Origin of the sequence: Paraburkholderia caffeinilytica (assembly GCF_046030355.1) — a bacterium.
Taxonomy (GTDB): domain Bacteria; phylum Pseudomonadota; class Gammaproteobacteria; order Burkholderiales; family Burkholderiaceae; genus Paraburkholderia; species Paraburkholderia caffeinilytica_B.
The window spans coordinates 132178-145120 of sequence record NZ_JAQQCQ010000009.1; the positions used below are offsets into that span (position 1 = coordinate 132178).

Consider the following 12943-nt stretch of genomic DNA (forward strand, 5'->3'; position numbering starts at 1 on the left):
ACGATTGCTTAATTCTTGCGCAACGCAGTGTTCCTCGATTAAAATCACGCCCGCTGGAGATGGCATTCCTCCAAACAACCGCCGATCCCTCGGCTGATGATGCCTACGAATTCCTGAGTGCAGGAGGTCGTAGGCCGTCCACGCGACGTCCTGTCGCTCAGGTTTGATGTTCTATCGAACCTGAAAATCATGAAACATCTCAAGTCTGTTGAGCAGTTCGCCATGGTGCCGTATCTCGCGCGCTGGCTGCTGCTTTCGTGCGTGTTGGGCACCCTGGCCGGCTCCGCCTCCGCACTTTTTCTCTTTGCGCTGGATCGCGCAACCGATACACGCGTGGACCATCCGTGGCTCATCTGGCTGCTGCCATTCGCGGGATTTCTGACGGGCTGGGTCTATCACCGCGTTGGCAGGAGCGTGGAGGGCGGTAACAATCTGCTGATCGACGAAATTCACGATCCGCAGAAAATTGTGCCCAAGCGCATGGCGCCGCTCGTGCTGGTGGCCACGGTGATTACCCATCTGTTTGGCGGCTCGGCTGGCCGCGAAGGCACTGCCGTCCAGATGGGCGGGGCACTGGCCGATCGCGTCACGCAACTCTTCGGCCTCGGGCGCGAAGAGCGACGCATTCTGTTGATGGGCGGCATCGCGGCGGGTTTTTCGTCGGTCTTTGGCACGCCGCTCGCGGGCGCGATCTTCGGTCTCGAGGTGCTTGCAATCGGCCGCTTGCGCTACGACGCGCTGCTCGCCTGTCTCGCTTCGTCCGTGATGGCCGATGTGGTGTGCCGTCTTTGGGGCATTCACCACACCGTCTACACGGTCCCGTTCGTACCGCCTCTCACCGCTCTTGGGATGGGATCTGCGATCGTCGCGGGAATAGCCTTTGGTGTAGTCGGGATGCTCTTTGCCGATTCAACGCATGCGTTGTCGGCGCTCATCAAGCGCAAGATCGCCTATGCGCCGGTCCGGCCGTTGATCGGCGGTGCTGTTGTGGCGATCCTCGCCACGGTCTTCAATGTTCCGCAATTCCTGGGTCTCGGCATTCCGACCATCGTTCAGGCTTTTAACGGTTCGTTGCCGGTGTATGACTTCGCGGGCAAGTTCGGCTTTACGGTGGTGACACTCGCGTCCGGATTCAAAGGCGGGGAGGTGACGCCGCTTTTCTATATCGGCGCGACGCTAGGCAATGCGCTGGGCCACGTGCTGGCGTTGCCGGTGCCGGTGCTCGCCGGGCTCGGTTTTGTTGCGGTATTTGCCGGCGCGGCGAATACTCCGATCGCGTCGACCGTGATGGCGATCGAACTCTTTGGTCCGCAGATTGGTGTGTACGCAGCCTTGGCCTGTGTCGTTAGCTACCTCTTCTCCGGGCATACCGGTATCTATCGCGCACAGCGGGTTGGTCACGCCAAACATCCACTCCTGCCTGCCGGCATGCGCCTCGCCGAAATCCCCGCGCTGCGTCGCGCAGCCCGCAAGGCCGCAACCGCTTCCGCGCAATCCTGAACACTTCGAACTTTCGCTGATTGACACCATGACCAAGCTGATTTCGCTTCGCCTGTATTTCCACCATTCGGAGCGGGCTCGTCCGACGCGTTTCTGGCATCGGGTGTCGCGCCCAAGCCTCGCCTCACATTTACTTCGCCATGCGAAGAACGCTGGCATTGAGCAGGCGCTACTGCACCGTGTCCATGCGGGCTATCTGAAAGGCGACCGGCTGCACCACGAACACATCGAGGTTGCACATCACCGTTTTCCGCACTGCATCGAACTCATTGACCTGGAGGCCAAAGTGCGTGACTTCTGGCATGTGCACGGCAAGGGACTCGACAATGTCAGGGCGATTTTCCTGCCGTGCGAAATACCGACTCAGGTGATCTGACCGACAGGCCGCACCATCGGAATCGACGATGAACTCGTACATCAGGCTGTGCCTGACGGGCGAGTTCTCTCTGCCGGGATTCGCGTTACCGGCGACCGGGGCAATGGCCTGGGGGCTGTCGATTTTCCTGGAAATTTAATTATTTCAACGGTGTAGAGCTATCCTGATTCGCACTGAGCATCCGCTCCACGTACCGCGCAATCAAATCAATCTCCAGATTCACCTGTGAACCCTCGCGCAAATTCTTCAGCGAGGTCACCTGCACCGTGTGCGGAATCAGGTTGATCGAGAATTCGCAGCCGTCGTTACGATCCTCAACCGAGTTGACCGTCAGACTCACGCCGTTGACCGTGATCGAACCTTTATAAGCCAGATAGCGGCCGATCTCGCGCGGCGCCAGCACGCGCAGCTCGTGCGATTCGCCGACCGGCGCGAAACGCGTGACCGTGCCGAGTCCGTCCACGTGGCCGGAGACGATATGGCCGCCGAGCCGGTCGTGCGCGCGCAACGCTTTTTCCAGATTGACTTCGCCCGGTTCGCCGAGGCCGACTGTGCAGTTCAGGCTTTCGCGCGACACGTCCACGTCGAACGAATGCGCGGTTTTCTCCACGACCGTCATGCAGGCGCCCTGGATCGTGATGCTGTCGCCGAGCTGGACGTCTTCGAGATCGAGGCCGCCGGCTTCGACGCTCAGGCGCACGCCCGCGTCGCCATCCGTGCCGAGGGGTTTGACTGATTCGATGCGGCCCACCGCCGCGACGATTCCTGTAAACATCGTGCTAGTCCTTGATCAATTCGAAGTTGGTTGGGGTGCGGGCTCGGTGCCGGCTTCGGGTGCCGACTGCGGCACGGCGCGGGGCACGAAGCGAGCGAGAATCCGCAGATCGTCGCCGATCCGGTCGACTGTGTGGAAATTCAGTTGCGTGCGGCCGTCGAGCGTTTCCGGCGCGTTCAGATTGAACATGCTCATCGAGTCTACGCCGAGAAGGCTGGGCGCGAGATAGACCAGCAGTTCGTCGACGCAGCCTTCGCGCAGCAGCGACCCGTTCAGCTTGTAGCCTGCCTCGACGTGCAGTTCGTTGACGTTACGTTCGCCGAGTACTTTCAGCACGGCGGGCAAATCGACCTTGCCGGACGGGTTCGCCAGTTGCACGATTTCCGCGCCGCGATCGCGCAGTGCGGCGGCTCGCTCGGTATGACGTTCGTCGAGATTGCCGCAGAAAATCAGCGTGGGTGCGCCGGCCAGAATCTGCGCGTCGGGCGGCACGTCGAGCTGACTGTCGATCAGCACGCGTTGCGGCTGGCGCGGGGTGTCGACGGCGCGCACGGTCATGCGCGGATTGTCTTCCCTGACGGTGCCGATGCCCGTCAGAATCGCCGACGCGCGGGCGCGCCATGCGTGGCCATCGGCGCGCGCCGCTTCGCCGGTAATCCATTGACTGACGCCCGACGGCAAGCCGGTGCGGCCGTCCAGCGAGGCGGCCACTTTCATGCGCACCCACGGGCGGCCACGCGTCATGCGCGACACGAAGCCGATGTTCAGTTCATGCGCTTCGTTGGCAAGCAGCCCGCAACGCACTTCAATGCCGGCATCGCGCAGCATCTTGAGGCCACGCCCGGAGACTTGCGGATTGGGGTCTTCCATCGCCGCGACCACGCGCTCGACCTGCGCGTCGATCAGCGCATTCGCGCACGGCGGCGTGCGGCCGAAATGGCTGCACGGTTCGAGCGTGACGTAGGCGGTGGCGCCGCGCAGGTCATGGCCGCGTGAACGCGCGTCCTTCAACGCGCGCACTTCGGCATGATCCTGGCCGGCCGGTTGCGTGAAGCCTTCGCCGATCACCTCGCCGTTCTTGACGAGCACGCAACCCACCCGCGGATTCGGGTCGGTCGTGTACATGCCGCGCCTGGCCAGCGCGAGCGCGCGTTCCATATGAACGAAGTCGGTTTGCGAAAACATCGGTGTCCGGTCGGGTACGGTGGCTAGGCAGTATTGAGCTTGGGTTTCGGTGGCGTATGCGTCTCGCCGGCTTCAGGCGGCGAGCGAGGCAAACGCGCCGCGCGCCGCGTCGATCGTGGCGTCGATAATCGCGTCGTCGTGCACGATCGACACGAAGCCCGCTTCATACGCCGACGGTGCGAAGTACACGCCCGCGTCGAGCATCTTGTGGAAGAACGCATTGAAACGCGGCACGTCGCTCTTCGTGACTTCGGCGAAGCTGGCCGGGACCGACTCGGTGAAGTACAGGCCGAACATGCCGCCGAGCGAATCGGCCGCGAACGGCACCTTCGCTTCGCGCGCGACATTCGCGAGTCCTTGCGCGAGACGTGTGGTGCGTGCGGCGAGCGTGTCGTAGAAGCCCGGCGCCTGGATCAGTTGCAGCGTTTTCAGGCCCGCAGCGACCGCGATCGGGTTGCCGGACAGCGTGCCCGCCTGGTAGACGCCGCCGAGCGGCGCGAGGTGAGCCATGATGTCGCGCCGACCACCGAAGGCCGCGGCCGGCATGCCGCCGCCGATCACCTTGCCCAGACAGGTCAGATCCGGCGCGATGCCGTAGACCTCTTGAGCCCCGCCCAGCGCGACGCGGAAACCGCACATCACTTCGTCGAAAATCAGCACCGAGCCGTACTCGGTGCACAGGCGCCGCAACGTTTGCAGGAATTCCGGCGTGGCGCGCACGAGGTTCATGTTGCCAGCCACCGGCTCGACGATCACCGAGGCGATCTCGTTGCCGAACGCCTTGAACGCTTCTTCGAGTTCCGCGACGTTGTTGTACTCGAGCACCGTGGTGTGCTTGGCAATATCGGCCGGCACGCCCGCCGACGTCGGATTGCCGAACGTGAGCAGACCCGAGCCGGCTTTGACGAGCAGGCTGTCCGCGTGGCCGTGATAGCAGCCTTCGAACTTGACGATGCGGCTGCGGTTCGTGAAGCCGCGCGCGAGACGCAGCGCGCTCATGGTCGCTTCCGTGCCGCTCGAGACCATGCGAACCTGTTCGATAGACGGCACCAGTTTGCAGATTTCTTCGGCGATTTCGATTTCGGATTCCGTCGGCGCGCCGAAGGAGAAGCCGTTGGCCAGTACGCGCTGAACTGCTTCGAGCACTTCCGGGTGGACGTGGCCGAGAATCATCGGGCCCCATGAGCCGATGTAGTCGATATAGCGTTGGCCGTCCGCGTCCCAGAAGTACGGGCCTTCGGCGCGCTCGATGAAACGCGGCGTGCCGCCGACCGAACGGAAGGCGCGAACCGGCGAGTTCACGCCGCCGGGGATGGTGCGCTGCGCGCGTTCGAAAAGGGTCTGGTTTTTGGACATGATGATGGCTGGAATTTGGGTTGCGCAGCGGCGCGGGCGGCCTGGAGGCGGCTGACGCGGCGCTGGGATGGGTAGAGAAATTGTACCGGAGTCAGCGTCAACAGGTTTTGTGCCTACGCCTGCCGGGCGGTGGCCGCTCCTAGCTTTCGTGCACGCGCTTCGTGGGCGCCTTTTTTGGCGTTGCCTTTGGTCTGGCCGCCACGTGACCCTGCGCCGCGTTTTTTTCCGCCGCCGCCGCCGCGTGGGCCGATACCTTGCTGGACCGTATGGGGCCTTGCTGGACGTCGAGTTTCGGCGGTTTGCGTTTACCGGTGAACTCGGCCCAGCGCTTCTCCAGCGCGCCTTCCGCAATCGGCTTGATCACGGTGCCCGAACTCTGCGCATCCCATGTCTGGACCGAAAACGGATGCGTGCGCAACATCTCGCGTGGAATCACGACGCCCTCGTGGGCGTCGACCACCCAGTCGTACACGAAGTCGATGCACAACCGGTAACCGCGCTTCGTCGCCGGGTCGGGGACTTCGTACGGCGCGCGCGTTACGTAGCCGGAGCCGAAAATACCCTTGGGTTCCTGGGCGACGCGATGCAGGAACACGCGGTCGCCCGGCAGGATACTGCGGGCAAATCCGCAACCCCACACGTCAGCCACCGCTACGCCCGCGGCGACCCGCTTCGCCACGTCGGGCAACTCGGGCCACGGCCATTTCTTGGGGCTCCAGATCAACAGGAAGGCGGTCATAACGACGTTGGGACGGCAGGGTTGAAGGGCGCAGCGGACAGATTCGTGTCATGCCGCGATGCGTTCTGGCGGCAGCTTAACCGATTGGTGGCGCGGCTGTCGCGGCGCATGAATAGCGCAGGGCTACGCAAGCCCGGACGGGGCGGATGGTTTAACCGTCGCGTACAATTGGGGTCGTCAAGTTGCTGCTTTCCCCGTTTCACCGCGTTTCGCTGCCACTGAGGGCGCGGCGCTTCATCTGGATTCCCATGTCTCACGCTACGCAAAGCCGGCCCGATGGCCGGCTGATTCTATTGCTCGGTGCGCTTGCCGCCTGCGGGCCGATTTCCATCGATATGTATCTGCCGAGCCTGCCGACCATTGCGCAGGCTTTCGCCATCAGCACCGGCGCCGCGCAAACCACGCTCACCAGCTTCATGTTCGGCTTTTCGATCGGCATGCTGCTCTATGGTCCGCTGTCGGATACCTATGGCCGCCGGCCCGTGCTGCTCGGCGGCATCATCATGTATGCGCTGGCAAGCGTGGCCTGCGCGCTGTCGTTTTCGATCGGCTCGCTGGTGATGTTCCGGTTCGTGCAGGCGCTCGGCGCGGGCGCCGCCTCGGTGCTGGCGCGCGCGATCGCCCGCGACGCGCACGGGCCGACCGACGCCGCGCGCGTGCTGTCGATGCTCGCCATCGTCACATCGATCGGCCCGTTGCTCGCGCCGCTAATCGGCGGCCAATTGCTGTTGCTCGGCGGCTGGCGGGTCGTCTTTATCGTGCTGACGCTGTTCGGGACGGTGTGCGCGGTGACCGCGTTCCTCAAGGTGCCGGAAACGTGGCCGCCCGAAAAGCGCGCGCATTCGGCGCTGCTGAAATCGTTCGGCGCCTATGGCAAGTTGCTGCGCGATCCGGTCGCGTGGGGGCTCATGCTGTGCGGCGGCATGGCGTTCGCGTCGATGTTCGCGTACATCACCGCGACGCCGTTCGTGTACATCGAATATTTCCATGTCTCGGCACAGCATTACGGCTTTCTGTTTGCGCTGAATATCGTCGGCATCATGTTCGGCAACTTCATGAACACACGTCTGGTCGGACGGCTGGGTTCGCTGCCGATCATCTCTTTTGCCGCCACCGTGAGTTGCATTGCGTCCCTGTTCGTCTGTCTTGTCTCGCTGACGGGGTGGGGCGGCCTGTGGTCGATCGTCTTCGGTCTGTTCTTCGTGGTCGGGGTCGTAGGTCTGTTGTCCGCTAACTGCACGACCGATCTGATGCATCGGTATCCGGTGAATGCCGGCGCCGCGGCCGCCGTGTTCGGCGCCGTGCAGTTGGCGCTCGGTGCGCTGTCGAGTCTCGCCGTCGGGCTCTGGCAGGACGGTTCGCCCAAGGGTATGGGCATCGTCGTGGGCGTCGCTGGTGTGCTGTGTTACGTCGGGCGAATTCTGGTGGTCAAGTGGCACGGAATGAAGGCGCCGGTCGCTGTCGTTTGAGGCCGCGTGAAGCGGATAAGTGGGGCGTCCGCTGGGGGCATCCACTGCTAAAGGCGGATCATTGTTCCTTAGCCGAAACGCGCGGCGCGCTTGCTTCTTTATCGTGCGCGAACCACGCATCTACGGAAAACACCAGGTGTTGCGCGCGCGCGACCGTGCGTTTCAATTTGCATTGCTATGATGGAGTCACTGTTCCTCGGAGCGGCAATCATGGCGATCAGAGATTTGATGAATGGCGAACGGCAACATGCCGCTTTCGCCGAAGCGCAGAAGCTGGCAGACAGCGGCGCCTATCACGACTACACAGACATCGAATACGTCTTGCGCTTTGATTATGGTTTGTCTGATGTATCGGCGCTGCTCGACAGCCAGTTGATGCATCGCGACCTGAATCGCCGCTGCGCCGATGCGCGTGAGAAGCTGGATGCGCTTGCCTAGCATGTGACATGTGACACGTCGTGTGACACACACGCGTGAGTGATAGGCAGCGTCCGGCGCGTAGCCCTGCGCCGTGAAGGCGCTATCTCTTCTGGAGTTGTTTTCATGGCTGTGAGCCAGCACGACCCGCATCTGCCGCACGTGGACAATCCCGTTGCTTTGGCAAAACCGGGCGGACATTACAGTCACGTCGCGATGGCGAATGGCTTTGTTTTTGTCTCGGGACAGTTGCCGATCACCGCACAGGGCGAGAAACTTGCCGACGCTTCGTTCGAGGTTCAGGCCGAGCAGGTGTTGGCGAATGTTCAGGCCGCGCTCGAAGGCGCCGGCAGCAGCATTGCGCAACTGGTGCAGGTGCGCGTCTATATCGCCGATGTCGAACACTGGGCGAGCTTCAACCAGATCTACGCGCGTTGGGCAGGCGAGGCACGGCCGGCGCGGGCCGTCGTACCGGTTCCTCACCTGCACTATGGATTGAAGGTCGAGGTCGAGGCGACCGCGCTGGTTTAAGTTCGTTGCGGTGCCGGGGTGTTGCGGCTCAGTGAATGATGAGGCCGTTGAACTGGGCATTGCCCACGCCGGACGCGATATTCACGCCGACATTGCCGCTCACCGCAGCCAGTGATCCTGCGCCCAGTTTGGCGGACGCGCCGCCCGTCATTTGTGCGACGGAATGCACATTCTGTTGTGAGCTGATCGTGGCTTGTGGCGTGGTGATGAGGATGATCTCGTTGGCCTGAGCATTCAACGCACCGGCTGAGACATTTACGCCGATGTTGCCGCTTGCGCCTCTCAGCGTGTTGGCGCCCAGGGTAGCGGCGGACGCGCCCGCTTTCGCGCTGCCGCCGACGTCCTGCAGATTCGACAGCGTGGCTGAGCCGAATACCGCCGCGCTATCGGCGTCGGAAAGCGCCGTTGACGTGCCCGCAAGCGCGGACGATACGCCCGTGCTTGCGGCGACCCAAATCAGTGCAATGGCTAAAGTACGGACTTTCATGAGCAGCTCCCTCGCGTGCTGGCGGCACAGATAGTCTTGATATCGACCATGGGAGCGAGAGGTTGAGGGAGGGGTTCCCCTTAATGCGGACGGTGCCGAGAATTTGACCGATACGAACTTGGCCACGAACGCGCCTGGCCGGAAACTACCACCTCCCGCGGCCGCCGTAATAACCGCCGACGCCTACACCCACGCTGACGCTCGGGGCGGCGTAGTAGCCGGGCGCATATCCGTAGGCCGGTGCATAGCCATAGGGCGGTGCAACGACACACCCGGAAAGGCCTGCTGCGATGCTTAACGCTAACAGTAACTTGACCATGGTTCCTCCGTCTTTGTGAGTTGGAGAAACCGTGGGCCGCATTCGTTCGGGCCGCCTTGTGACAGCAAATTACGACGCGCCGGTCTGATCGGGCTTCATTTACAGTTGCTTACTCCCTCGACGCGTTGCGCATTCGCTGGTTGGAAATGAAAGCCACCTGCCTCAAATCAATCGACCTGTATCGAGCGCCGCAACCATCCTTTCACCGCCTCTTTCGAACAGGACGGGCCACGCCAACCGATATGCGCGTCAGGCCGCACGCCCCACACTGTGCCGCCTGGGGCACGAAATGCGATAGCGAATTCGTTTGCCGCATCGGTTAGCACGGTGAACCGCTCATTGGGCGGCACTTCACATCCCGGCGCCGCGACCAGCACCGCAGACGCCAGCGCATGAGGCAGGGCATCGAGCGCGGAGCAACCGTCGACGAACGCATCGTATTGCGCGCCGGGGGCATCGATATAGCCGAGTAAGACATGCCGGCCCCGGCCGACATATTCATGCAGGCGCAGTGCATGGCCGACGAACGTCTGCTGCAAGCCTCCCACTTCGGGAACACGGTCGCCAGGTGCGGGTGAAGCCGCATCTATCCCGGGACACTCGTCCGCGACGATGCGGCTGCCTCGATAGGTGACGAGCAACTGGGTTTCGCGCATGGCCGGTGTCGCCGCCGCGCGGGCGAACACCGCATTCAGCGCCGCGCTCGTCGACTGGACGACGTCGACCCCAACGGGATGCCGTTCTTCCGAATAGCTCTCAAGCAGGTCGGGCTGTGCGAGGCCTTTCGCGGCGAGCGATAGCTTCCACGCCAGATTGTGTGCATCCTGCAATCCCGTATTCATGCCCTGACCGCCCACCGGAGGATGAATATGCGCCGCGTCGCCGGCAATGAACACGTTGCCCTGGGCATACGCAGGCACGATCCGATGGCTGACACGGTAGACCGACGACCAGCGCATCGACGACAGTCGCGTGTTATCCGGTAAAGCCGGCTGAAGCAGCGCGCACATCGTATCGAAATCGGGCGACGCGGTATCGGCGAGCGCCGCCGCCTTGTCGTCGGGCACGATCACCGAGAGCCGGTAGCGTTGCTCCGAGCCGCGCACGGGAACCGCCGCGAGCGACGTTTTCGGGCGCGCGCCCGCACTCCAGTCGAAGCGATACATGGGCCCACGGGGCAGGTTCCACTCCACGTCGAGATCGGCGAGCGCGAATGTTTGCGGGTATTGACCGCCTTCGAACGCAAGACCGAGCGTCGAGCGAACCTTGCTGTGCGCGCCATCGCAGCCCACGAGCCAGCGGCAACGGATGGTGTGCGTTTGTCCGTTGGAGTCGGTGAGTTGCGCGTGGACCGCACCCTCGCGCTCTTCGAAAGCGATCAACTCGACGCCATATTCCACCTGTCCGCCCTGCGCAGCGAGCGCGGCTTCAAGCAGGCGTTCCGTTTCGAACTGCGCAAGCGACAACGAGCCGTACGGCAGACCTTGCATCTGGATGCTCATGCTGCGTTCGGGGACAGGCGTGCCGTCCTGCCAGGTTTGCACGCCGGTGAGCCATACGCCGGCCTCGATCGCCCGTTGGGCAATGCCGATGTCTTCGAAAATCTCGATGGTGCGTGGGGTAACCCCGAGCGCCTTGCAGTAGAAAATCCGACCGGGCATACGGTCGACGAGGCGCACATCGACGCCGTCGCGTCGCAGCTCTGTCGCGAGCAATAAACCGACCGGGCCGGCGCCGACGATCAGTATGTCTGGGGCATCATTCGGCATGTCAGTTAATCCTCAAAAGTGAGCGGCGGGACAACGGCCCGTCACGCCGGACTATCGATTTCACATACAAATTGCCGAGATGAGCCGGTTTGCAGAGGCGGCGCGCTTTCATGCTCGCGTAAGCGTCGGACGACTGCGGCAGCTCATGCAAATAGCTTAGACGCATATCGGGAGTGTCATCCGCCAGTTTCGTCAGAATGCAGTCTGGATTTCAGGCGGTTGTGCGCGTTTCTGATTGCCGGGAGGAATAGCGGGCAGGCCGTGATAGCTCTGTGTACGGGTTTTTATCGGCGACACGCCGCTTTGGTCGCCGCAAAGCCTTGCTGTTCTCGGCTTTGCGGGATTTGGTGAAAACTGCTGAATGTAATTCTGGCGGAGGCGGTGAGATTCACAATGAACCTTGTTGGCCTCTACCAGCTTGGCTCTGTCGTTTTCACGCTACAAGTTACCCAGTTTATTACCCAGTTCGATTCACGCTATCCGACGAACTTGAGTTCGTTTTCACCCGCGATGCAATCAATTGCAGAGCAGACCAACCAGAGTAGCCAGCGCTCCCAGCACCGTAGACGCTATCGTCCACAACGCTGCGCGCCGATTCAGCGCCGACATTTGATCGTTCAATTTGAATTGCGCCACGATCCAAGCTTGATTACTTAGCCCGATATTTCCCGCTGGTTCGATGGTAGTAACTCCGTCCCAACCGGGATCGGGTTGAAGGGCGGTAGCGTTGAGCAACAACACGGCGGCACGCACACCCGCAGCGGCGGCCAGCAGGGCGAGAGCGCCTACAACAATAGTAGAAGTGGTCATTTCACCGGCTCGCCGCTTGCCGGTAGCGTCCCAGGCCCTCTGCTCTCAAAATGGATCATCATTAATGATGTCGTCAAGCACTTCATCCACTCCGAATAGCTTTTCCTTTATGGTTGTATAAAGTTCATCGAACGTCTCGCTGGCTTCACGGGTACCGATCTCGCTCGACCTGTAAGTAACCATTTCAACGTCTTCCCACTCTTGGTGGTGACTCCTGCCGACCAACTCTTCCAAGGACTCTGCACGCGGATAAAACCAGAGCAAAGTGTCATCGTCCCGTTTGGCGATGGACCAGTGATACTTGCCGTTGTACGTAAAAAATATTTCCTTATCACCGGAGGTCACATCTGTAATGAGATTTTTTCGCGAAATCATTACATTGGCGGCTTGAACTATCTTACTCATGATTCACTCCTGCAATTGATTCAACATTTTCAATAGAAATGTTCTTTAAGCGCTCGCGTATTTCGCTGACCAGTGATCTTTTGTGAGTTTCTAAAATCGTTTTTGCGCTTCCCATGCGCTCGATTTTTGCGAGTAAATCAGCAAACGGTGTTGCGAGGCGAGAGTTTCCCCTAATTTGGCCAGCCATTTCATGGAGAATATATTTTATCTCTGGAACGTCCTGTGCATCCGTCGCCTTATACTCACTCAATCGCTCCACTTTGTCTTTAAGCTCGCCCAAGGTGGTGTGAAAAGAGTAATTAAGCAGAAGGTCAACGGCAGCAGATATTTTCTTTCTATTTTTGAAAAATACGTAGATCGCAATGGCTGATGCAATGATCACAAGCACGTTCGCCACATCCGCCAGTATTTCACCCAAGATTTTGAAAAAGGTTTCCATGCGCTTTTTGATTGGTTATCTGCTTTTAACCTTCGATTTGCTCCGCCTCCGCCCCCGGCACGGAACTACTGATGCGAATTCTACACCAGCCCCGTAGGCATCGAATTGCGTGTGTTTCCATCGAAGGGGCCTTCACAGCCAACCAAGTTTGTGCATCTCCCGTTCGACCTCAGTCTACACGCAGCGGCTTTTTTATCTAAAAAACCCTAATAGGGAAAATACCTAGTAACGAAAAAGTGTGATTTTCGCGGTTCTTTATCGAGTTGAGATTTTCTCTGAAAACGCGTTTCCGTACGTGTCCTAGACTTCCCTTGTCGGTGGCTGGCTACCTCGACAACGTGACATGTGGGCAGTACCGAACCTCAG

Annotated in this window: 14 protein-coding genes and 1 riboswitch; of the genes, 5 read left to right on the top strand and 9 right to left on the bottom strand. The window is 60.9% G+C overall.

The window, feature by feature from the left end:
• The first annotated feature begins 46 nt into the window (after nucleotides 1-46).
• Nucleotides 47-113, top strand: a riboswitch (Fluoride riboswitch).
• 76 nt (nucleotides 114-189) lie between these two features.
• Entirely contained in the window at nucleotides 190-1500 is a 1311-nt protein-coding gene (locus PQQ95_RS15935) for a voltage-gated chloride channel family protein (RefSeq protein WP_408438344.1), read from the top strand.
• A 28-nt stretch (nucleotides 1501-1528) separates the two neighbouring features.
• Entirely contained in the window at nucleotides 1529-1876 is a 348-nt protein-coding gene (locus tag PQQ95_RS15940) for a DUF190 domain-containing protein (protein WP_408438345.1), read from the top strand.
• A 139-nt stretch (nucleotides 1877-2015) separates the two neighbouring features.
• Here PQQ95_RS15940 and PQQ95_RS15945 read toward each other — a convergent pair whose 3' ends face one another.
• From PQQ95_RS15945 to PQQ95_RS15960, 4 genes are all read right to left on the bottom strand, one after another.
• Nucleotides 2016-2651: a riboflavin synthase gene (locus PQQ95_RS15945; RefSeq protein WP_408438346.1), complete on the bottom strand. Its 636-nt coding sequence runs from the start codon at nucleotides 2649-2651 to the stop codon at nucleotides 2016-2018.
• A 15-nt stretch (nucleotides 2652-2666) separates the two neighbouring features.
• Nucleotides 2667-3836 (bottom strand): bifunctional diaminohydroxyphosphoribosylaminopyrimidine deaminase/5-amino-6-(5-phosphoribosylamino)uracil reductase RibD, encoded by a 1170-nt coding sequence (ribD, locus tag PQQ95_RS15950; protein ID WP_408438347.1) that lies wholly within the window; start codon nucleotides 3834-3836, stop codon nucleotides 2667-2669.
• A 72-nt stretch (nucleotides 3837-3908) separates the two neighbouring features.
• Nucleotides 3909-5192, bottom strand: a complete 1284-nt coding sequence (hemL, locus tag PQQ95_RS15955; protein ID WP_408438348.1) for a glutamate-1-semialdehyde 2,1-aminomutase — start codon at nucleotides 5190-5192, stop codon at nucleotides 3909-3911.
• A gap of 139 nt (nucleotides 5193-5331) precedes the next feature.
• A complete protein-coding gene (locus tag PQQ95_RS15960; RefSeq protein WP_408438349.1) occupies nucleotides 5332-5931 on the bottom strand; it encodes a hypothetical protein in 600 nt (199 codons plus the stop codon).
• 248 nt (nucleotides 5932-6179) lie between these two features.
• Between PQQ95_RS15960 and PQQ95_RS15965 the strand changes: the two genes are divergently transcribed.
• From PQQ95_RS15965 to PQQ95_RS15975, 3 genes are all read left to right on the top strand, one after another.
• On the top strand, nucleotides 6180-7400 hold the full coding sequence (locus tag PQQ95_RS15965; RefSeq protein WP_408438350.1) for a Bcr/CflA family multidrug efflux MFS transporter: 1221 nt from the start codon (nucleotides 6180-6182) through the stop codon (nucleotides 7398-7400).
• A gap of 210 nt (nucleotides 7401-7610) precedes the next feature.
• The gene (locus tag PQQ95_RS15970; protein WP_074285855.1) at nucleotides 7611-7838 is read left to right on the top strand and encodes a hypothetical protein; all 228 of its coding nucleotides are present in this window, start codon (nucleotides 7611-7613) and stop codon (nucleotides 7836-7838) included.
• A 105-nt stretch (nucleotides 7839-7943) separates the two neighbouring features.
• Nucleotides 7944-8348, top strand: coding sequence for a RidA family protein (locus PQQ95_RS15975; RefSeq protein ID WP_408438351.1), 405 nt, complete (start codon nucleotides 7944-7946; stop codon nucleotides 8346-8348).
• A 28-nt stretch (nucleotides 8349-8376) separates the two neighbouring features.
• Here PQQ95_RS15975 and PQQ95_RS15980 read toward each other — a convergent pair whose 3' ends face one another.
• The 5 genes from PQQ95_RS15980 to PQQ95_RS16000 form a co-directional block, all read right to left on the bottom strand.
• Entirely contained in the window at nucleotides 8377-8835 is a 459-nt protein-coding gene (locus PQQ95_RS15980; protein ID WP_408438352.1) for a FapB/FapC family functional amyloid domain-containing protein, read from the bottom strand.
• A 486-nt stretch (nucleotides 8836-9321) separates the two neighbouring features.
• Nucleotides 9322-10923, bottom strand: a complete 1602-nt coding sequence (locus PQQ95_RS15985) for an FAD-dependent monooxygenase (RefSeq protein ID WP_408438353.1) — start codon at nucleotides 10921-10923, stop codon at nucleotides 9322-9324.
• A gap of 516 nt (nucleotides 10924-11439) precedes the next feature.
• The gene (locus PQQ95_RS15990; protein WP_408438354.1) at nucleotides 11440-11733 is read right to left on the bottom strand and encodes a hypothetical protein; all 294 of its coding nucleotides are present in this window, start codon (nucleotides 11731-11733) and stop codon (nucleotides 11440-11442) included.
• A 45-nt stretch (nucleotides 11734-11778) separates the two neighbouring features.
• A complete protein-coding gene (locus tag PQQ95_RS15995; RefSeq protein ID WP_408438355.1) occupies nucleotides 11779-12138 on the bottom strand; it encodes a hypothetical protein in 360 nt (119 codons plus the stop codon).
• Complete coding sequence (locus PQQ95_RS16000) at nucleotides 12131-12577, bottom strand: hypothetical protein (RefSeq protein ID WP_408438356.1); 447 nt, start codon at nucleotides 12575-12577, stop codon at nucleotides 12131-12133. Before PQQ95_RS16000 ends, PQQ95_RS15995 begins: the two co-directional genes overlap by 8 nt.
• Nucleotides 12578-12943: the final 366 nt, after the last annotated feature.